General features: G+C 34.4%; 24 protein-coding genes. 5 read left to right on the forward strand and 19 right to left on the reverse strand.

The annotated features are described in order from the left end of the window. Position 1: 1 nt before the first annotated feature. The 7 genes from JR347_RS06110 to JR347_RS18460 form a co-directional block, all read right to left on the reverse strand. The gene (locus tag JR347_RS06110; RefSeq protein WP_205723164.1) at positions 2 to 412 is read right to left on the reverse strand and encodes a hypothetical protein; all 411 of its coding nucleotides are present in this window, start codon (positions 410 to 412) and stop codon (positions 2 to 4) included. Between the two features lie 8 nt (positions 413 to 420). After that, the gene (locus JR347_RS18405) at positions 421 to 543 is read right to left on the reverse strand and encodes a hypothetical protein (RefSeq protein WP_262897031.1); all 123 of its coding nucleotides are present in this window, start codon (positions 541 to 543) and stop codon (positions 421 to 423) included. 4 nt (positions 544 to 547) lie between these two features. Beyond that, entirely contained in the window at positions 548 to 1,036 is a 489-nt protein-coding gene (locus JR347_RS06115; protein WP_205723165.1) for a hypothetical protein, read from the reverse strand. Between the two features lie 2 nt (positions 1,037 to 1,038). Further along, complete coding sequence (locus JR347_RS06120; protein WP_205723166.1) at positions 1,039 to 1,569, reverse strand: hypothetical protein; 531 nt, start codon at positions 1,567 to 1,569, stop codon at positions 1,039 to 1,041. 4 nt (positions 1,570 to 1,573) lie between these two features. Next, the gene (locus JR347_RS06125) at positions 1,574 to 1,867 is read right to left on the reverse strand and encodes a hypothetical protein (protein ID WP_205723167.1); all 294 of its coding nucleotides are present in this window, start codon (positions 1,865 to 1,867) and stop codon (positions 1,574 to 1,576) included. A 4-nt stretch (positions 1,868 to 1,871) separates the two neighbouring features. Next, positions 1,872 to 2,585 carry a hypothetical protein gene (locus tag JR347_RS06130; protein ID WP_205723168.1) on the reverse strand — a complete coding sequence of 238 codons (714 nt, stop codon included), beginning with the start codon at positions 2,583 to 2,585 and terminating at the stop codon, positions 1,872 to 1,874. A 229-nt stretch (positions 2,586 to 2,814) separates the two neighbouring features. Next, positions 2,815 to 3,039 (reverse strand): helix-turn-helix domain-containing protein, encoded by a 225-nt coding sequence (locus JR347_RS18460; protein ID WP_205723169.1) that lies wholly within the window; start codon positions 3,037 to 3,039, stop codon positions 2,815 to 2,817. A gap of 100 nt (positions 3,040 to 3,139) precedes the next feature. On the opposite strand from JR347_RS18460, the gene JR347_RS06140 reads away from it, so the two are divergent. Then, positions 3,140 to 3,370: a hypothetical protein gene (locus JR347_RS06140; protein WP_205723170.1), complete on the forward strand. Its 231-nt coding sequence runs from the start codon at positions 3,140 to 3,142 to the stop codon at positions 3,368 to 3,370. 16 nt (positions 3,371 to 3,386) lie between these two features. Beyond that, positions 3,387 to 3,929, forward strand: a complete 543-nt coding sequence (locus JR347_RS06145; RefSeq protein ID WP_205723171.1) for a hypothetical protein — start codon at positions 3,387 to 3,389, stop codon at positions 3,927 to 3,929. A gap of 1,656 nt (positions 3,930 to 5,585) precedes the next feature. Here the strand turns inward: JR347_RS06145 and JR347_RS06150 are convergent. The 4 genes from JR347_RS06150 to JR347_RS06165 all read right to left on the reverse strand — a co-directional run bounded on the left by JR347_RS06150 (position 5,586) and on the right by JR347_RS06165 (position 8,331). Beyond that, on the reverse strand, positions 5,586 to 6,098 hold the full coding sequence (locus JR347_RS06150; RefSeq protein WP_205723172.1) for a flavodoxin family protein: 513 nt from the start codon (positions 6,096 to 6,098) through the stop codon (positions 5,586 to 5,588). A gap of 279 nt (positions 6,099 to 6,377) precedes the next feature. Further along, positions 6,378 to 6,902, reverse strand: coding sequence for a DinB family protein (locus tag JR347_RS06155; protein WP_205723173.1), 525 nt, complete (start codon positions 6,900 to 6,902; stop codon positions 6,378 to 6,380). Between the two features lie 171 nt (positions 6,903 to 7,073). After that, the gene (locus tag JR347_RS06160; RefSeq protein WP_205723174.1) at positions 7,074 to 7,646 is read right to left on the reverse strand and encodes a DUF7010 family protein; all 573 of its coding nucleotides are present in this window, start codon (positions 7,644 to 7,646) and stop codon (positions 7,074 to 7,076) included. A gap of 73 nt (positions 7,647 to 7,719) precedes the next feature. Beyond that, a complete protein-coding gene (locus JR347_RS06165) occupies positions 7,720 to 8,331 on the reverse strand; it encodes a hypothetical protein (RefSeq protein ID WP_205723175.1) in 612 nt (203 codons plus the stop codon). A 146-nt stretch (positions 8,332 to 8,477) separates the two neighbouring features. Here JR347_RS06165 and bla point away from each other — a divergent pair, with 146 nt between their 5' ends. After that, complete coding sequence (gene bla / locus JR347_RS06170) at positions 8,478 to 9,506, forward strand: subclass B1 metallo-beta-lactamase, long type (protein WP_205723176.1); 1,029 nt, start codon at positions 8,478 to 8,480, stop codon at positions 9,504 to 9,506. Between the two features lie 156 nt (positions 9,507 to 9,662). Here the strand turns inward: bla and JR347_RS06175 are convergent, their stop codons facing one another. The 6 genes from JR347_RS06175 to JR347_RS06200 all read right to left on the reverse strand — a co-directional run bounded on the left by JR347_RS06175 (position 9,663) and on the right by JR347_RS06200 (position 14,449). Further along, positions 9,663 to 10,478, reverse strand: a complete 816-nt coding sequence (locus tag JR347_RS06175; RefSeq protein ID WP_205723177.1) for a PhzF family phenazine biosynthesis protein — start codon at positions 10,476 to 10,478, stop codon at positions 9,663 to 9,665. Positions 10,479 to 10,502: 24 nt separating this feature from the next. Continuing rightward, entirely contained in the window at positions 10,503 to 10,943 is a 441-nt protein-coding gene (locus JR347_RS06180; protein WP_205723178.1) for a DUF1801 domain-containing protein, read from the reverse strand. Beyond that, positions 10,940 to 11,323 (reverse strand): VOC family protein, encoded by a 384-nt coding sequence (locus tag JR347_RS06185; protein ID WP_205723179.1) that lies wholly within the window; start codon positions 11,321 to 11,323, stop codon positions 10,940 to 10,942. Before JR347_RS06185 ends, JR347_RS06180 begins: the two co-directional genes overlap by 4 nt. Positions 11,324 to 11,334: 11 nt before the next feature. Beyond that, positions 11,335 to 12,588 carry a glycosyltransferase gene (locus tag JR347_RS06190; protein ID WP_205723180.1) on the reverse strand — a complete coding sequence of 418 codons (1,254 nt, stop codon included), beginning with the start codon at positions 12,586 to 12,588 and terminating at the stop codon, positions 11,335 to 11,337. 72 nt (positions 12,589 to 12,660) lie between these two features. After that, positions 12,661 to 13,410, reverse strand: coding sequence for a class I SAM-dependent methyltransferase (locus JR347_RS06195; RefSeq protein WP_205723181.1), 750 nt, complete (start codon positions 13,408 to 13,410; stop codon positions 12,661 to 12,663). Positions 13,411 to 13,900: 490 nt separating this feature from the next. Then, positions 13,901 to 14,449, reverse strand: coding sequence for a Crp/Fnr family transcriptional regulator (locus tag JR347_RS06200; protein ID WP_205723182.1), 549 nt, complete (start codon positions 14,447 to 14,449; stop codon positions 13,901 to 13,903). Between the two features lie 339 nt (positions 14,450 to 14,788). Here JR347_RS06200 and JR347_RS06205 point away from each other — a divergent pair, with 339 nt between their 5' ends. Together JR347_RS06205 and JR347_RS06210 are read left to right on the forward strand one after the other, a co-directional pair. Continuing rightward, positions 14,789 to 15,316 (forward strand): GNAT family N-acetyltransferase, encoded by a 528-nt coding sequence (locus tag JR347_RS06205; RefSeq protein ID WP_205723183.1) that lies wholly within the window; start codon positions 14,789 to 14,791, stop codon positions 15,314 to 15,316. Between the two features lie 264 nt (positions 15,317 to 15,580). After that, entirely contained in the window at positions 15,581 to 16,816 is a 1,236-nt protein-coding gene (locus tag JR347_RS06210; RefSeq protein WP_205723184.1) for a S41 family peptidase, read from the forward strand. A gap of 61 nt (positions 16,817 to 16,877) precedes the next feature. Here the strand turns inward: JR347_RS06210 and JR347_RS06215 are convergent, their stop codons facing one another. Together JR347_RS06215 and JR347_RS06220 are read right to left on the reverse strand one after the other, a co-directional pair. Continuing rightward, positions 16,878 to 17,636, reverse strand: coding sequence for an arylamine N-acetyltransferase family protein (locus JR347_RS06215; RefSeq protein ID WP_205723185.1), 759 nt, complete (start codon positions 17,634 to 17,636; stop codon positions 16,878 to 16,880). 66 nt (positions 17,637 to 17,702) lie between these two features. Then, complete coding sequence (locus JR347_RS06220) at positions 17,703 to 18,278, reverse strand: Crp/Fnr family transcriptional regulator (RefSeq protein ID WP_205723186.1); 576 nt, start codon at positions 18,276 to 18,278, stop codon at positions 17,703 to 17,705. Between the last annotated feature and the right edge of the window lie 149 nt (positions 18,279 to 18,427).

The raw sequence follows: 18,427 nt of genomic DNA on the forward strand, positions 1-18,427 counted from the left end.
TTTATTCCCCATCATAAAAATACCCGTTGGCTATTTGTTTATACCAGTCATAGCGGTCATCGCCATAATTGTGTATATGGTAATGACGATCAAACTCCTCTTCGATTACCTCTCTAATTTGGTTTAAACAGTCTAATACGTTTTGAACTTGAAGGTGCTTAATCCACTCATGTCTACCTGAAACAGCCCATTTTCGTAAGCGCCATTTTAATATCTGTTCAATGAGTTCAGCCTGCCATCGGTAGGAATAATTGATGCTGTGCACTTTGGTAAAAGGTTCCCCCTCTAATTCTATTTCGTACTCCCTCTGCCGTCTTAACCAATTTGATGAGATGCCGAATTTGATATACTCATTTACGGTTAGTACGTAGAGTTCGGTAGGTTCGTACCATTTGATGTTCTTGGTTAACATAACTATTGTTAGTCACCTTTTTTATCATCCTTTTTTGGTGGTGGAGGTGATGGGTTTTTTAAGTCTGGAATACTTAGATTTTTATATTTTTCTCCTCCTAAATCTTTCCATTTCTTTTTTTCTTTAGCCATATTTTTAAATGTTATAATTTAATTTAGTATAATTCTGTGTTTTCAATTCAGCTTTAGCATTAATACTTTCACTATTTTGTAGACCCATGTCTTGGTCAAAATTGTAGGCTTTAGCAAATTCATTTTTAAGTTGAAAGAATTCATTACTAGCTTGTTCTTCAGATAAGTTACCTTGCTCATAATTGAACCATAGCTTTTCAAAGCCTAGTACTATTGCTGCTGCTGCATTTTTCTTTTCTCTAACTTCTTTCAAATACTTTGAATATGGGAAATAGGGTCTTACCACGTTAATTACATTTGATAGAGCTATTAAACCACCCCAAACCATGGGTAACTCTTTCCATACTGCCCAAGCACCAATACTTCCTGAGCTCATGATGGCTAAAAAGACATTTAAGTTTCTTTCCCATTTTTGATATGCATTAATCATCTCATCTAGGAGGAATGATTTGAACACACTGTTCTGATAATTATTCCAGATTTTATCTCTCATACTCATGAAGTATTTTGGTTGTCTTTAAGTTTTCCACCTCTATTATCTTTTGGTTTAAATAAGCTCTCATAAATTTCTTCGAGCTTTAAAGTGGCTCGATCTGAAAATAGCCCTGACAGTGCCGCCAAGGTTAATACTCCATAAATGTTAAGATCAGAGGCTAGTGTATTTCCGGCAAATAAGCCTCCCCTGAAAACGAAATAGAAAATCAGCGCCAAGCTCATGCCTATGAATGGTCTTAAGATATACCACCAAAGCCAGGTCACTTCGAATTTACGGTCTCCTACATAATTGGTAAATGAGCTAACCACATGAACAAAACTTCCTAGAAAACCGGATAGTATCACCAGTAGAATTACTCTTTGATCATCACTCAAGTTGATACCCAAACCAAAGATTGAAGTTTTACTAGCCCAAGCCAGAGTTTCCCCTTCTAACGGAACGGGCCATAATTCATAAATAAGATATGTGCAAAGTGCACAAGAAATTATAGCTCCTATACCGAGAATATTTACTAAGTTTTTACCGAACATTTACTTAAAATAGCGTTGCTAATTGAGGGATCTTCTTGGCTATTTCAATGGCTACACCTCCTAACTGTTCAATTTTACTTTTTAATGCTGCCTGAGATAGGTTCGATTCACTGGCCATTCTCACAACTTCTATGAGTTCATCGTATTTCTCTAGATCTGTTGTATCAGATGTTATTTCATCAATTTCATCTCTTGACAAACCCAATAACGAGTTTAATTCTGATTTATAACGACCTTGAAAAGCTACTCTATTTTCTTCTGCTCTTCTTCTTAATTTTTCTTCAAATGACTCTGGCATAACATTAATTTTGGTTTAATACTTCATTTATTTTATCCTTCACTTCTTTGAATTTTGCTTCGGCATTTTGGATGTCAGATTGATCGACCTTATCCAATAATTCACTTAATTTTTCTGAGGCAGCGTTTAGTTTGTCAGCCGATTTCGACCGTAGATCTTCGATGCCGAAAAGATTTAGAATCTCCTCCTGCGATTCATGCACTTTTCTAACGGAGGCAATGTGTGCAGTTACTATGGAATGGGCATAGATGATTTGGTTGTATGATTTATCAATCGCTTGCAGTACCTCCTTTTCTTGTTTATTTATCGGTGCCAAAAGTTCTTTACGATAACCTTCGATATCACTTTGGACATAGGTGACGAAGAAATTCATTGCCTCTAACGCTCTTTTTTTACCTTGAGCATCGGACGAATTATTAGCAGCCGTGTGAATGAATGAAACTAATGATTCAGGATCGCCACTTGTAAAATCAGCATAGTCTTGCTCCAGCAGCTTTCCAATTTGATAGGGAGCATAAACATTGTCCACAAAATCATTTACATCATCTTTCATTCTAGAGAATAATAAGTTTGCTGTTGCTTTGTGGGATTGATAAACGGTGACCAAATCTTTACCCACTGTTGCAGAGAGGTCAACTGCTTGCTGTGGTACTTTAGCGCATGATGATATTAAAATAATTATGGACAGAGATGTTATTACTTGTAATAGCTTACACATGTGCTTGTTTTTTTAAGAATGAAATATCGATACACTTAAGCATTGTTAATCATATCGACTGATATTGGCAATTAATGCAGGAAAGTTCTGAAAACACTTTGAGTAAAAAATCACCTGTTTAGGTGAGAAACAGTAATTTCTATTAAGTTTTCCTTTAGAGTGGTAAAACCAGTCGCGAACGGGGTTGAGATATTTGTTAAAATGGAAGACTATAAATAACCTATGGACTTTACTTTATTAGATCTTTTAGTTCGATATTTAAGGCGAGGCATACTTTAAGTAATGTCTTCAGGGTGAGGTTTAATTTGCCTTGCTCAATTCGAACATAGTTGCCAGAATCCATTAGGCATCTTCTGCTCATTTCAATAGTACTAATACCTTTAGATTTTCTAAGAGACTTTATTTTCTCTCCGATGTTAATTTGAGTATCGATTAAGAGTTGGTCAAGTTCCATAATTGGACTTTCGGTACTCTGCAATCAAATATTTACTGTATTTAAAAACACTATCATAAAATACAGTAGTTAGTTTTTTTTGATATCTTAGAAATAAAAAATGCTATCAGATAAAGCAGCTTACGTTTTGGCAGATGCCTTAAAAAAATTAGCGAGTGCTTCAACTACTAAACGATGCGAGCATAAAACAAGCGGAACGTGGCAGCCTGGAAAGTTTCATAAATTCATTCAGGTATCTAACAGTGAAGGCTATGCTAATGCTTTTGCGATTTTAGAAAAAGATGACGGACAGGTAATTTATTGTGACCCTACAAATATCAGGTTTTTATAATTGAGCATTTTAATGAATGAAAGCTAAACTGAAAAACCTATTTCAAGTTCTGAATTTTAGATTGAGCTGGTTAGATGAAAGAATTAACCACGAAATTCGATTTCTATTTTTTGTTATCGAGTCACTACTGATGGCCTTATTCTATCTACGACTGGGTCTGAATCTTCAAATTACTATTCCTTATGAATATAATTATTGGCAGTATGTTCTATTACTATTTTACTCTTTTCTTTTCCTCTTAACACCTTTGTCATCTCAACCACTTATTCCATTTATTCCAGATAATATCATGAACAAATGGGTGCCATTAACAAGAATATCTTTTGTAGTAAGCTTTCTCATTGTAATTCTTGCTACGGTTGCAATAAACTCAAAAGTGGTTGCGTGGTCTTATTTAATGATACTTTCATCGCAGGTAGGCATTGTATTCTTGTTGTTTTATACAATGAAACTATGTCACAATTTTCGTGATATTACGGATGAACTAAGCTTTGTAAAGTATAGGTTAATGTTTCAAATCTTACAGTTGTCTTTTATACTTATTTACCTTGGGTTCTAATCTATTATTAGCATTTAATTCTTCAAGGTAGCCTAAGCATTTTTATCAGCTGGATATAGAGACTTGCAAGATGTGTTTAGCGCATGCGTTTTTCAACAGATTAAAAATATGGGCTTTCATGATATTCTAGAATATTTTAGCAATCTCAAATGGTACGATTGGATTATGTTTTTTACACTTCTTCCAATGATTATTGTATTGCTAATTTTTGCAATTAATATGGATAAATACCTACCATCATTTGATTCTAATAAAGTGAAAAAGAAAAATAAAAGGAATCAAAGCACAAAGAAGCCAACTAAACACAGACCCTAGTTAGCTACCCTAACTTACACCCTAGCTGCCGTACCCTAGACCCTAGCTCACACCCTAGCTACCGAACCCTAGACCCTAGCCAGCTACCCTAGCAAACCCTAGCAAGCAGAGCAAGACATCTTAGCTGGCAACCCTAGCAAGACCTAGCAAGCAGAGCAAGACATCTTAGCTGGCAACCCTAGCAAGACCTAGCTAGCAGAGCAAGACATCTTAGCTAGCAACCCTAGCAAGCCCTAGCTAGCAGAGCAAGACATCCTAGCTAGCCACCCAGCAAGCCTTTGCTAGCAGAGCAAGTCATCCTAGCTAGCAACCCTAGCAAGCCCTAGCAAGCAGAGCAAGACATCTTAGCTGGCAACCCTAGCAAGCCCTAGCTAGCAGAGCAAGACATCCTAGCTAGCCACCCCAGCAAGCCTTTGCTAGCAGAGCAAGACACCCTAGCTAGCAACCTTAGCAAACCCTGGCTAGCAGAGCAAGATACCCTAGCTAGCCACCCTAGCAAGCCTTTGCTAGCAGAGCAAGACATCTTAGCTAGCAACCCTAGCAAGCCCTAGCTAGCAGAGCAAGACATCCTAGCTAGCCACCCAGCAAGCCTTTGCTAGCAGAGCAAGTCATCCTAGCTAGCAACCCTAGCAAGCCCTAGCAAGCAGAGCAAGACATCTTAGCTGGCAACCCTAGCAAGCCTTTGCTAGCAGAGCAAGACATCTTAGCTAGCAACCCTAGCAAGCCCTAGCTAGCAGAGCAAGACATCCTAGCTAGCCACCCCAGCAAGCCTTTGCTAGCAGAGCAAGACACCCTAGCTAGCAACCTTAGCAAACCCTGGCTAGCAGAGCAAGATACCCTAGCTAGCCACCCTAGCAAGCCTTTGCTAGCAGAGCAAGACACCCTAGCAGACCCTAGCTAAGACCCTGGCTACTGAACCCTAGACCCTAGCTAGCTACCCTAGCTAACACACTAGCTACCGAACCTTAGACCCTAGCCAGCTACCCTGGCAAACCCTAGCTAGCTTAAAAGTTATCCACTATTCGCTTATGTTTTGCTCTGTGTTTCGCTCCAGTTCGCTCTGAAGTTTCGCTCAGGATGTCTTTTGGTAGTCATGTGTAATTCATTCTTGTTTTGAAAACTCTATCAGGTTATAATATTTAATTTATTACTACTGTATATTAGAAGTAATATGACAAATAAGCTTAGGGTGGTATTTGAATATTTACGAGATCTTTAGCCGACAGTAGCTGTCTATAACCAACTGAAGCAGCAGATGAGCACAAACACCGGTTGTTGGTTTTTATCTATCTAGGGGAAGCATGTTGAGTCCAAAATGGAGGAAAGGGAGGTAAAACACTTTTAACTATTCTTAAGTGTCGTTTTTTCTTCAATAATCCGTTTAAAGTCAGCAATTTTTTCGTGGTCAATACTATCTTGATAAGTATGCAAACCAGTAATATAATTAATGCCTAAATGTTCAGCTGATTTTTTAAATGGAAGCCAAAAGCTATCTTCCAAATTGTCACCATTAGAACAACTTATAACAGCCATAAATTTATTTCTTAGTTTACGTCCAATATCTTTCTCTATTCTCAATAAATCAGTTATTCTGTCGAAAAATACTTTCATTATTCCGCTCATTGAGTACCAATAAACTGGTGTGGCAAAAATCAGTACATCATAATTTTCTGTTATTCTTTTTAATAAATTGATGTAATCATCATTTCGATTTGAATGTTGATAGTCAAAATGAGAAATATTAAAATCAGTCAAATCAATCATGTCCCAGCCTGAAATATTGATTAATTCAGTGACAACTTTTTTAGTCTCACCATCCTTTCTTGCGCTTCCTAAAATAATTACTTTTCTCACTTCGTAATTGACCTATAATTTGAAACTCTGAATCTAAATAAACCTGCCAGTTTCTAAGTTAATAAATTCTGAGAGCCCTCACTATTTATACCAAATTCTGTTACTTCTGTAAAAGGTGTTGTTTGAAACAGCATTGTAATCGATCTGGTTTTATCATTTGGGTAAAAACAAAATAGCTTAGTATAAGTAGAATGTAAGGGTTAGCCGTATTAGTATGAGATTTGGTGCTTGCAGTTGCCGATTAACGTAAAATGTATCTCATGCGTTCTAAATAGATTTTTATTTTAACTCCAAATTTCTGATAATGTTATCTTGATGATGGATAACATGATAATTTGTGAAGTGCAACATTTCTCTAACAGTCAAAGTACCTAATAAGGGATGGGGGAGCAATAATTTGTCCAATTCTTCTTCGGTGTATAGTTGAAGAGATTCGGTGATATTTTCAATCAACTGCCGCAGCAATTGAAGAAGATAGGTTTTTTTATTCCAGCTTATTTTCTCAGGAATAAATTGACCAAAAGCAGTAGCACCTTCATTAAGTTTGCTTTTATAACGACTAATTACTACGTCATAGTCATTCGAAACCCCATTGCCTTTACCAAAATTAGTAATTATGTACTCTTTGTTTGAGAGTATTTTTGACAAAGGTTCCAAGCTTTTTAGAATATGATCAAGATCCTGGCCAGCACTCCACTTCCCGTTCTTACAGACTTCAAATTCTTCTTTTGTCAGTGAGGATAAATATTGCTCAAATTGCCTATGACTTTTATTTAATGTGTCAATGATAGATTTTTTGTCCATTTATTAATAACACTTATTTAATTCACTTTATAAATGTAAATAGGATATCTGACGACCTTTGGTAAGTGTATCGAGAATTGTGCATAACGTGATGAAGTCTACTCCTACTACAGGATATCGAAAGATTGGAGCTGGGAGAATAGGGAAAGATTGAACAAGCATGATTGATGTCTATTTTAGATTATTAACCTGATTGTTTATCCATCTTTTTCTCAAAATTTGTGAGAAAATTATAGTTATCAAGTACAGAAAAGCAATTGAGAATGGAATAATGGTAAATATATAAGCTGGAAAGACCATATAAATCAGAGTAACTATGATAATTCTTAAGATAGCGTGCGCTGTGAATATCCATGTTCCAAAAGACCAGGCCATGACATAAAAGTCTAAACAATACAAAACGGCCATGACTAGAATGAGGGAATTAGGTTCAGTCATAGCTGTCAATACAACAAGTGGCAGTGAGAAAAATACAACACACATGTGTGTAATACCTATCAATTTCCCAAGAGTATTTTTGGTGGAGAAAGGATCGGCTTTAAAAATTTTTGATAATAGTAATGCCATGGGAAAAATAAAGAAAGTACCCAGTACCAGGTAAATTCTTGATTTTTCAACAGAATAGTTGTTAGTGACGAATCCAACAAAAATCCAGAAAAAACAACCTGAAGCGAAATATCCAATATTCCATTTACTTCGTTTTGCAAGGTCTACCCTCAATGACAATAAGTCTTTCTCAACCATTATGAAGTAATCTTACGCAACGTATTAACTGTAAAAATATTGATAAAAACATTGTAGTTAGTTTGAAGTAAAATTAAAACTTCCAACCCCAGTGCAATGAGGGTAAAAAAGTATGATCAGGTATTTTATATTTCTCATCACCAAGACTAACATCTCTTGCTGTCGGATTAAACATTGAAGCAAAAAATAAATTTAGATAAAACCCTTTTTCTGGAATTTTTCTATCTTTTATAATAATATAGCGCAGGTCTCTCCTTTTATGACCAAACATTAATCTATATCCAGCTCTTACGCCAAATGATGCTTGTCCTAATGATTTGTTTTCAGAGTCATCAATGACGGGGTCTAATCTTAAATGGGAAAAATATGTAATCATACCCATGTAAAACCCCTTCAATTTAGGATTTGTGTAATCCCAGGCAAAGCTAACTTTATTTGTTCGTGCAATGATTTGATTATTACCATTGTAATCTTCAGGGTATTCAAAGCCTAAAATTCCTATAAAAAGGCTGGAAGAGCCTTTACTTAAACCAAAATAAGCACCGTAGCCTTTTGATGAATAAGCTTTGGGTATTAACTCCAAGCTATATTTTACTTTTCTTCCAGAGATTGGTTTTTGAGCATAAATGGATTTTGAAATAACTAGGAGAACGAAAAGTAAAGAAAACAACTTAAATGTATTCATACATTATTATCATATATGAAGTAAAAATAACTTCTCAGTATTTAAATTCTTTTGATAAATGTCAAATTCAGTTTAGATAAAAATCCAGTAGAATAGCACTATCTTTATCTGGCCTTTAATTATGTCTCAAACACTGATTTATTTCTATGAGACCATATCTATTGATATTCTTTTTTCTAGTTTCAATCTTGAGCCATGGGCAAGAAATAGCGATCTCTGATTGCTTGAAAATCATTAGATTGAGTGATAGTATTTACATGCACTCATGCAAAAACAATAATGGTCTTATCTATTTTAAAGATGGAGAAGCAATCATTGTATCCACACCAGATTCAGATCACGAAACCCAAAAATTGATTGATTGGGTTCAAAGTAAATACAAAATTGTAGCTTATGTTATAGACAGATGGCATCCCGATGCGATGGGAGGCTTGAGACAGGTTCAGTCAAATAATATTAAATCATACTCTTATGAAGGAACAAGATTTCTTGCTAAAGAAAAAAATCTACCAATACCTGAGTTCGGGTTTGATAATAAGTTGGAAATACAAATTGGGAATGCAAAAGTCGTTTGTCACTTCTTAGGAGAAGCCCATACCTCTGATGGAATCGTTGTTTGGTTTCCAGAAGAAAGAATTCTATTTGGTGGTAATGAAATACGAAATCTCGAAGGCTGGGTGGGCAATATAGCAGATGCAAATTTAAGTGAGTGGTCTGAAACAGTCAGAAAGATAAAAGCAGAGTATGGAGATGCAGAAATAATCGTGCCTGGACATGGCTCGCCAGGTGGGCAGAAGTTGATTGATTATACGATAGAACTATATGATTTTAACAAAAATCAAAAAAGCCGCTTTGCTTATCAGGTGAAAGATTTAATAGTCTTAGATATTATTGATGGATTTAAGTTTATTGCTACTGAAAGCAAGAAAGTACAGAAAGAAGTTCACTATAAAAATGGTTTGGTTTTTTTTTATGGAAAAGGACAATCCATTGAAATAATTGCTGACTTATATAGTTATGACCTTAAAAAACGAACTCTTTACGTACCAAGTGGTTTTTTAAAAATTGATTCCCACAATAGGTCTGAATGTTTTCATTTTAATGAACTTCATATGGGATTAAGAGATGATGAAGTTGAATATACGATAGTAATTAAAGAAGTAACAGAGTTATGAATCGAATGAATATTGATGACTCAATCATTTTATTGTAAAATCGCCTTTGATTTGATCGTTATTTAATTCAAAAAGGGTTGGAGTTTAAGCCAACCCTATAACACATGGTGTAGCCTATAACACATGGTGTAGTTTGTTTGGTAGGCTACATATTTTCTACAACATTAAACTACCTGACAGTAAAATATGTGCATTACCTGATATTAAAACTTTATGATCACTCAATAATTTCACCTCAACTACTCCCGTTCTTTCAGAACTTTGAAAGGCCCTCATTTCCGTTTTGCCTAGCTTATTTGCCCAATATTTCGCAAGAAAAGTTTGTGTGGCACCTGTCACAGGATCTTCATTGGTGCCACTCCAAGGCCAAAAATAACGCAATTCATAATCCATCTCTGCTTGATCGGATTTTGAGGTCACTGCTACCCCGTCAATATCATCGTATGATGAAATTAGTTTATCATAATGGGGTTGGAGTTGCTTTAATTGCTTTGCATTGGCAATTTCAATTAATAACATATTCATCTCCCTATTAATAGCAGTGTATATAAATTCGTCTATTCCAAGTGCTTCTAATAAACTTTTTGGAAGATGTATTTGCTCTAAATTATATGCCGGAAACTCCATCGAAATGTAATCGCCATTTTTATTAATGTCTAATATTTTCATCTCGCCTGTTTCTAGAATTAAATCTTTTAATTTTTTGTCATTGTTAAATAGCACTTTAGATGCTGCTAGCGTAGCATGACCGCATAAAGCTATTTCTTTCTTTGGAGAAAAATATCTGATAGAATGGTGCTTAGAATTGTCAAGTTTTCGTACAAAAGCCGTTTCTGACAACCCCAACTCCTTAGCGATTTCTAACATTGTATTTGCTTCAATTTCATTATCTACCAAGCAAACTCCTGCTGGATTTCCTTTGAATGGTTTTTCGGTAAATGAATCCACTATATAAGTCTGTATTAGTTTCATAATTTGTATTTAATTATTGATTACTTACTCTATTTTTATTTTTGAAACCGTTTTTCCACGTGTTGTTATTGGTTCCTCTGTATCTGAAATAGTAAAATTAATGGCATCTTGTAACAACATTTTTATTTGAGCGTTTCGATAATCTTCAGGTTTTTGAATAGGAACATGTCTCATTAATTTCCCGATGCCAACTAATAAATTATCACAATCATTCAATACAGTGCCTTTGTTAAACCCTAAATTCAAATGATTTGTGTAAACTGGTACTACACAAAAAGCATCCGACATTTTTTCAGAAATTGAGAAAACTGTGGCTAATGCATGAGTGTGGTAAAGTATTTCATTACTATCAGGGTATACACTAAGTATAAATTGACGTAAATCGCAGAACAGTTCAATTAAGTACTGCTCTTTCATGTCTAACCAATATTGAAAATTTGGATGTATTGGTCTTGAACTTCTCATCTGGCAGTATTATCGAACTGCATTGCACAGATGAGATTACCTTCTGTATCTAAGAACTTAGCCACCCAACCAACATTGGGAATAGCCGTTTTGGACATTACTAATTGACCGTTATGTTTTTTTACACGTTCAATAGTGTCGTCAAGGTTCTCTACACCAATGGTACACTCCAAACCAATCAGCTTTTCAGAAACGGGAGAATATTTCCTTGCCTGAAGTGCCCTAATTAGTTGACCATCTTCAGTTTTATCAGAATTAATTTGTAAAAAATCGGATGGTCCATATTTGTTAAAGCCCCAATCAAAAACAGCATCATAAAAATTTCTGGCACGTTCAGTATTATCTGTGTGTATGGCAAAATGAACTAGTCTGTTTTTCATGTCATAAAATTTTAGTTGTTGAAAATAAAGCGAGAGAGCCGCTCCTCATAGTGCTCATTTCTCATCTTGAATGATATATCATCTACTTTTCTTTTATATTTTTTATTTTGTAATAAGTCGCAAATAAGAGGTTTGAGCCGTTTGGCTGAAAGTTTATTAATAGAGATTCCTTTCGGACCAACTCCCAACTTATGCACTAATTTATTCCAACCAAATTGGTCAATAATGTGAGGTATAATTAAAGTTGGACAGGCATATTTAAGAGCTAAATGTGTAGTGCCAGAGCCCCCATGGTGTATTACTGCATAAACTCTGCTCAAAATCCAATTATAAGGGATGTGTTCTACAAAATGCAAATGCTCTGTAGTTGCGTACTTCCGAATTTTAATTAATCCACCAGCGGCAGTATTAATTATAGTTGGAATTTCTAATCGCACTAGAAGTGCATAAATAAGTTCCGAATTCTCTTCAGAGTGCGAATTGACCATACTTCCAAAAGTTAGAAACAGTACCTTTGGATACTTACTTAAGAATTCAAGTATGGTTAAATTAGGAGTCCAATCATTCATTTTATCTCTCTCATGATAACCTAAGACTTGAACATTTTCTGGCCAATTGTCAGGGCGTTGAAAAATAGATGGAGAAATAGTATAAATTAGTTTCTTTTGAAACAACGTGTTTTTTATTTCTGTCTTAGAAAATTTTTGATCTTGTGGCAAATACTTCTGTGAAACATTAATGGTTTTAATCAACCCAAAATTTGAAAGTTTATACGTAAGGCTGTTGATTAACGATCCAAAATTCTTATTGAAACCAATGTGAGAGTGACCAGAAACATAATATATGAAATATGGAACAGGGCTTACTAAAATGGTTTGTTTTGCATGTTTCAAGCCCCATAAAAAAGGATAGATACATTTTACATTATGAATTATCAAATCAGGGTTTTCATATTCTACAATTTCATATTGCTGCTGCATCAGAATACGATTTACCTGCAGGGATTTTATATATAACCTAAACAAGGCTCTTAGTTTATGGAATAGACTGGCCTTGCCCATTACTATTCTTCCATCTTTACTTTCGATTAATTCAATTGCTTTTTCAGAGAGCGGATGATAGTTGGACTTATCGGTTATAAGTGATTTGAACTGTTCAGGAAAAGAATAGGCTACCTCATGACCTTCTTTATTTAGAATTTCGCCAATTGCTACAAACGGTTCTATGTCCCCTCTTGTGCCTATAGATGTTAGTAGTATTTTCATTCAAAATCCTCGATAAATAAAATACCACCTATCGTTAAAGAAGTCATTTTTTGTCTCAATTTAGGTTTATTATTAGAGGCTATTTTTAGAGATTAAAATGCAAAACCCTAGATCAATCTCGGTTAACTCTAAAAGATGACCATATTTTTTAAACCAAAAACCTGATTGTAAATCTCTACTTAGTTTAAGAAGCCCCATCTCAGTATTCTTAATTTTGTTAAAAGTAGACGTTGCATTACGGACATTAGAAGATAAATATGCTTCTGGTCTACGCCAATATGCGGAACCAAAACCATCACTGCAGTCAAATGGAATAGGAACTTTAATCACCTCTACGTTTTTTAATATACGTTGTATTTTACCAATAGCCGGGAAGATTGATTTGTCAATTTGAAGGACTTCCGGAAAATAATCTTGTGACATCCAAAACCCAGGATGATCAGGATCCCATGTGAACAATAATTGATTATGTGACGTTCTCTGCATTTCACTCAGACCAAGCTCTAAATCATCCCAATGATGAATAGTTAAAATACCTATCGCCCAATCAAATTGTTTATCGGAAAAGGGTAAATTTTCTGCCGAAGCTTTTATTACCGGAGCAGCATCATAAGGTCTCTGCTTAATCATTATTTCAGAAGGTTCTACGGCAATAACATCTTTATTTTTGGGTTCGTATGAGCCTGTTCCTGCCCCTATATTCAATACAGTTTTAGCCGTGGCTAATTCTTTATTTATACTTGATTGAATTCTGCTATCAGGTTTACGCAGATTGGAGTAATTTATACCTATTTGATCGTAATATGGCTTAGCCTCAATCATATTGAGCTAGTTCTTAAAGCCTTATTTTTTTTGGCATAGCTAAATTCCAGGAAAGAAATTAGTGAAATAATAACCGATTCACCGATAAAGTAAATAATTCCAACTGCGGTGGTATTGCTGTTCAAGAATATAATTAAAGTAATTGTAACTATACAATACACTAAATTAGCTACGGCTATGAATTGAAGATACATTACCCACCGGCTGGGTTTTAGCCAAAATATAGTGATTGAATATAAGAAGTAACAGGATACTAAAGTTGCCAATTGGTAGAAGATGGATTGATTAACTCCAAATTCACTGCTAAATATAGGAAGTATTAATCCCAATATTATACACGTAAGAATCGCTCCTATTGCATCGATTAGAAATATAGTTTTTGGAGGCAGGGACATATATTTTTCTACAAATCTCATTTTGATATTTATGGGTTTCAATAATTATCAAATCTACAATGTAGGTTCACCAACTCTTTTGATAAATATCAAAATCACTGAGCCCTAATACGACTGAGTGTTTCTTGCGTGATGCCTAGGTAAGAAGCGATATGGCCTAGATTAACGTTTAAGGGTAGCTGAGAATTACGAATAAGCAACGCTTCATACCTCTCTTTTGCAGATAAAAACACCAAACCCTCAAGGCGTTCCAGTAATTCCAAATAAATAGCCTGGGTAAATTTTCTTGCAAGCCTTTCCAAGTCTGGATTTTGATCAAGATAGTTTTCCAATTCAATATTATTTACAGAAAAAACCTCAGAATCTTCAAGAGCTTCTATACTGTATTTACTTGGTTTATTGAGTATAAATGCGTCTGGAGCTGTTATGGATTCTTTTTGAAATGCGAAATGAGCTGTAATGTCTTTATCCTCTTTAAAATAATAAGCCCTTAAAATTCCTAATCTAACAAAATATAAATTATGACATATTTTACCTTCAGAATGAACGATGTCCCCCTTTTTAAACCGCTGCAATTTTAATATCTCATGAAAATTTTCAACTACTACGTTATAAAGATCTTTACTATGATTTAAACTATTCATTTGTACTATATTTTCCTATTTCAATCCAGACCTGCAACATGCAGAAGAATTTATCGAGTTAATGATTGATCTTTCATTCTAATGACAATCATTGACATTTTTAAGTTTGAACAACTTATTGTTTCCCAACTTTAAAACCATTTTTTCAAAGAAACCCTTTTAATTTCAATTTAAGTTATAAGTATAATCGACCTTAGAATTTTATTTGTAATAATAAAATTTCATGTGGTCTTCAATCTTTTTTGATAACTATCAAAAAGGTGAAAAAAATTATATAACTAGACTTGTATACGAATTACATAAGAGTTTATGTTGATCAGAAATCAGAAAATATAGATTATGGATATAAAAATAAGGCAGGAAAAGTCTTTAGATTATGATCAAGTGGAACATACAATAAAAAATGCTTTCAAGGAAGAAAAACATAGCGATCAGACAGAGCATTTGTTAGTAGGTAGATTAAGAAAATCAACACATTTCATACCAGAACTCTCTATAGTGGCAGAAAAGGATGGTAAAGTGATAGGCCATATTTTGTTATCGAAAGTTACTATTGAAAATGAAAGAAAAATATTTAATTCTTTAGGGCTAGCACCGGTTTCGGTGCTTCCTGTTTATCAAAAGCAGGGAATTGGTAGCAAATTGATTATTGCTGCGCATAACAAAGCACTTCAATTGGGCTATGACTCAGTTGTGCTTTTAGGCCATGAAGATTACTATACACGTTTTGGTTATAAGTTGAGTAAAAATTTTGGAATCAAATTCCCTTTCAAAGCCCCCGAGGAAAATTGTTTTGTTCTAGAATTAAAAAAAGATAGTCTGAAAGAAGTTTCAGGGACAGTTAAATATCCAATGGAGTTTTTCTGAAAGTAGATATCAAGACTTCCAATAATAAGACATTGAAGTTACTGTTTTGAATTTCCGTAAATTAATGAAATGTAGAAGCCACTTAAATGATTAAAAGTATATAATTCACCTTACCCAATTGATAAACTTTCTATACAGCTCGAAATATGGCTGGCTTATTCTTTTTTGATTTATATCAAAAAGCCACAAAAAGCATAATGATAGATTAGCAAAAAACTGCGGCATTGTCTGCATTGAAAGACTTAATCTCGTTAAATATTGGCCATGATGAATAAACCTTTGTTCTTTTTGCTAATTTCATACTTTTTAATAGGCTGTCACGGATCATCCGAATTAATATCTACAGATAAAATAAAAGATGACTTTGATCAACTACTTGAAAATTTAGAAGAACATTATATCTACTTTGAGGAGAAGAATATTGATATTGAATGCATTAAATGTTATTATGATTCCTTAATACCTCGTATTAATAATCGAAATCAAGCTCTGCTTTTTTTTGAATCTGTCTTAAATGAGTTTCATGATAATCACCTAATACTTAGCGCTAATGTAAGTTCATCTTATCGATTGTATGCACCAATTTATTTAACATACAGAAATGACGAATTTTATATTTCAAATGTCTGGAGTTCCAACATAATTGATCCTCCGGTAAGCCTTGTTGGTTCGAAATTACTCCAGTTTAACTCTAATGACTTCAAGACTTTAATTCAAGAATTCCCGGTCTTCTGTGCCGATAAGAATAACCAGAAAGTTAAAACCTGGATAGCGAATAAAATTATAGCCGGTCGATACGACCGTCCAAGGTTAATGACTGTAGAGCAAGCAACAGGTGATGTAAGAACAATTGACCTTGATCAAATTGAGACAAAGCAAGTTGAGGATTTGCTTACATACACTATTAGACAAAATATAGGAATTATCTGCATCAACAATTCTCTAGGTAACAATGATTTGATAGGGGTCTTTGATGAAGTATTAGATAATTTGATGGAGACGAAGAGCATAATAATTGATCTACGCAATACAATCAACGGAGGAAACACCTATGTTGCTCGTGCTTTAATGGGGCATTTTGTAGACACAGTGCAGGCTTACCAGATGCATAGTACATCTGAAAAAGTAGGAAATAATCCTGAAGTAGCTCGAACTTGGGTCGAATACGTTTCACCGAGAAAACCTTTCTACAACAAGCCAGTATTTATCATAGTTGGTCGATGGACTGGCAGTATGGGTGAAGGCATAGCTGTAGCGTTCGATTCCTTTGAAAACGCTACTGTAATAGGATCAGAGATGGCCGGATTAGGTGGCGAGGTAACAAATTTCTCATTTAGAAACAGACACTACAGCTACCAACTTCCAACAACTAAGCTATATCATATTGATGGCACATTGCGAGAAGAATTTTCCCCCAGAAATGATAACGAAAATGACTCCAAGGACTTAATCAAAAGAATGTTGAATGAACCAGAATTGTTTATTAAGACTAAAAAATAACGTCAGATGAAAAAATATGAACTTCAAAGAAATCATATAGCTTAGTTTAAAGCAAGGTAACCTAATTAAAAAAGTAATATTTTTGTATTTTATTGATTAATCTAGAATCGAAAGAAGTATTAAATTTTTCACCTCTCCAATCGATTTTTAATTCAGCATCAGCCATTGTTATCCTGCCATCTTTTGTTAAGATCGTACAAACTCTTTTCTTCATGAAGTGCGATTCTGAGTTAGTTTGATGAAATTCACACATTTGATTGAATTCATCGAGCGATCTTGGTTTTAGATTAAAATTATAATCATAAACCCATTTGTTTTTGTCCTTATGCATTACTAAATATCGACCATTAAGCTCTTTAATTACACGGTAATATTTTCTTCCGTCATATTGCTCTCTCTCCGTGTTAATTGTTAAAGGGATAATGGCAAATTCCCCGAAACCCACATCAGTCAGGTAAGAAGTGTCATTAATGGTTACTAAAAGTGCTAAGTGATCATATTCAGGGGAAAGTGATCCATCCTCTCCGTATACTCTCGCAGAAATCATTCTTACGTCATAACCAACAGATTTTAGCAGATGAAAAAATAGGCCATTCAATTCATAACAGAAGCCACCTCGCTTTCTAGCTACTATCTTATTGTAAATATTGTCGATATTCAAGGTAATTGGAATTTTGTCGTGTATATCCAGATTTTCAAATGGAATAGACAAAAGATGCGCTAACACAAGTTTTTTAAGATAGTGAAATGTTGTTTGGGTTGGTTCTGAACAACCTAACCGATCGAGATAAGCTGTTTTGGATAATGATTTATTGCACATAATTGATTTAAAAAAATAAGGACCACTTTTATTAATACAATAATTGGATCAAAGTTTTGACCCAAATTAATCTCGACCTGATAATCTTTTATTTCTTAAAACACTCAGAAATTCGGGCGATATACCAAGATATGCGGCTATTTGATTTTGAGGGACTAATAGTTCGAGCCCTGGATAATCCTTTTGGAAAACCTTATAACGATCTTGTGCCGAATAGGCCAGCAACTGCTTCATTCGCTTTTCGTGCTTAAGTAGTGATTTAGAAAATATCTTATCGAAATAAAGCTTCAATGTTATATTATGTTTACTTAATTGCACATACTGTTCTCTATTAAGTACATAAGCGTGAGTTTCTTTAATAGCTTGAATTGCTTTACTCGCTTTTTGACCTTCTGCGATGCCATTAACATCGAAGATCCAATCACTATTATAAGCGAACTCAAAAATACTTTCTTTTCCATCTACACTGGTGTAAGTTTTTTTTACAGCACCTTTCTGAATTAGGAAAAGGCTTTGATTAACCTTGCCAGCCTCCACAAGAAACTCTTTTCTCTTGTAAATTTTTGAGATTGAAACAGAAAATAATGAATCCCAATCTTTAGAATCTAATTCAATTGATACTGGAACCTCAAAAGAAATCATAACAAATAATTTTAGTAAATGATAGAATTGTTGGCCAGTTAGATGCCACTAATCCTATTTGATCTCAAAGATTAACTTATGTGACTACAATTAATTTGACATAAATCAAAATGACAAAGTATACTTTGTTTCCCTCTAAAAATTCTGCA

The organism is Fulvivirga lutea (genome assembly GCF_017068455.1).
Taxonomy (GTDB): domain Bacteria; phylum Bacteroidota; class Bacteroidia; order Cytophagales; family Cyclobacteriaceae; genus Fulvivirga; species Fulvivirga lutea.

Excerpts from the sequence above, each read along its gene's own strand:
- JR347_RS06210 (WP_205723184.1), top strand. The coding sequence starts at position 15,581 with ATGATGAATAAACCTTTGTTCTTTTTGCTAATTTCATACTTTTTAATA.
- JR347_RS06220 (WP_205723186.1), bottom strand. The coding sequence starts at position 18,278 with ATGATTTCTTTTGAGGTTCCAGTATCAATTGAATTAGATTCTAAAGAT.
- JR347_RS06175 (WP_205723177.1), bottom strand. The coding sequence starts at position 10,478 with ATGAAACTAATACAGACTTATATAGTGGATTCATTTACCGAAAAACCA.
- JR347_RS06155 (WP_205723173.1), bottom strand. The coding sequence starts at position 6,902 with ATGGACAAAAAATCTATCATTGACACATTAAATAAAAGTCATAGGCAA.
- JR347_RS06110 (WP_205723164.1), bottom strand. The coding sequence starts at position 412 with ATGTTAACCAAGAACATCAAATGGTACGAACCTACCGAACTCTACGTA.
- JR347_RS06120 (WP_205723166.1), bottom strand. The coding sequence starts at position 1,569 with ATGTTCGGTAAAAACTTAGTAAATATTCTCGGTATAGGAGCTATAATT.
- JR347_RS06180 (WP_205723178.1), bottom strand. The coding sequence starts at position 10,943 with ATGAGAAGTTCAAGACCAATACATCCAAATTTTCAATATTGGTTAGAC.
- JR347_RS06195 (WP_205723181.1), bottom strand. The coding sequence starts at position 13,410 with ATGATTGAGGCTAAGCCATATTACGATCAAATAGGTATAAATTACTCC.
- JR347_RS18460 (WP_205723169.1), bottom strand. The coding sequence starts at position 3,039 with ATGGAACTTGACCAACTCTTAATCGATACTCAAATTAACATCGGAGAG.
- JR347_RS06205 (WP_205723183.1), top strand. The coding sequence starts at position 14,789 with ATGGATATAAAAATAAGGCAGGAAAAGTCTTTAGATTATGATCAAGTG.
- JR347_RS06140 (WP_205723170.1), top strand. The coding sequence starts at position 3,140 with ATGCTATCAGATAAAGCAGCTTACGTTTTGGCAGATGCCTTAAAAAAA.
- JR347_RS06130 (WP_205723168.1), bottom strand. The coding sequence starts at position 2,585 with ATGTGTAAGCTATTACAAGTAATAACATCTCTGTCCATAATTATTTTA.
- JR347_RS06200 (WP_205723182.1), bottom strand. The coding sequence starts at position 14,449 with ATGAATAGTTTAAATCATAGTAAAGATCTTTATAACGTAGTAGTTGAA.
- JR347_RS06215 (WP_205723185.1), bottom strand. The coding sequence starts at position 17,636 with ATGTGCAATAAATCATTATCCAAAACAGCTTATCTCGATCGGTTAGGT.
- JR347_RS06185 (WP_205723179.1), bottom strand. The coding sequence starts at position 11,323 with ATGAAAAACAGACTAGTTCATTTTGCCATACACACAGATAATACTGAA.
- JR347_RS06145 (WP_205723171.1), top strand. The coding sequence starts at position 3,387 with ATGAAAGCTAAACTGAAAAACCTATTTCAAGTTCTGAATTTTAGATTG.
- bla (WP_205723176.1), top strand. The coding sequence starts at position 8,478 with ATGAGACCATATCTATTGATATTCTTTTTTCTAGTTTCAATCTTGAGC.
- JR347_RS18405 (WP_262897031.1), bottom strand. The coding sequence starts at position 543 with ATGGCTAAAGAAAAAAAGAAATGGAAAGATTTAGGAGGAGAAAAATAT.
- JR347_RS06160 (WP_205723174.1), bottom strand. The coding sequence starts at position 7,646 with ATGGTTGAGAAAGACTTATTGTCATTGAGGGTAGACCTTGCAAAACGA.
- JR347_RS06165 (WP_205723175.1), bottom strand. The coding sequence starts at position 8,331 with ATGAATACATTTAAGTTGTTTTCTTTACTTTTCGTTCTCCTAGTTATT.
- JR347_RS06125 (WP_205723167.1), bottom strand. The coding sequence starts at position 1,867 with ATGCCAGAGTCATTTGAAGAAAAATTAAGAAGAAGAGCAGAAGAAAAT.
- JR347_RS06190 (WP_205723180.1), bottom strand. The coding sequence starts at position 12,588 with ATGAAAATACTACTAACATCTATAGGCACAAGAGGGGACATAGAACCG.
- JR347_RS06115 (WP_205723165.1), bottom strand. The coding sequence starts at position 1,036 with ATGAGAGATAAAATCTGGAATAATTATCAGAACAGTGTGTTCAAATCA.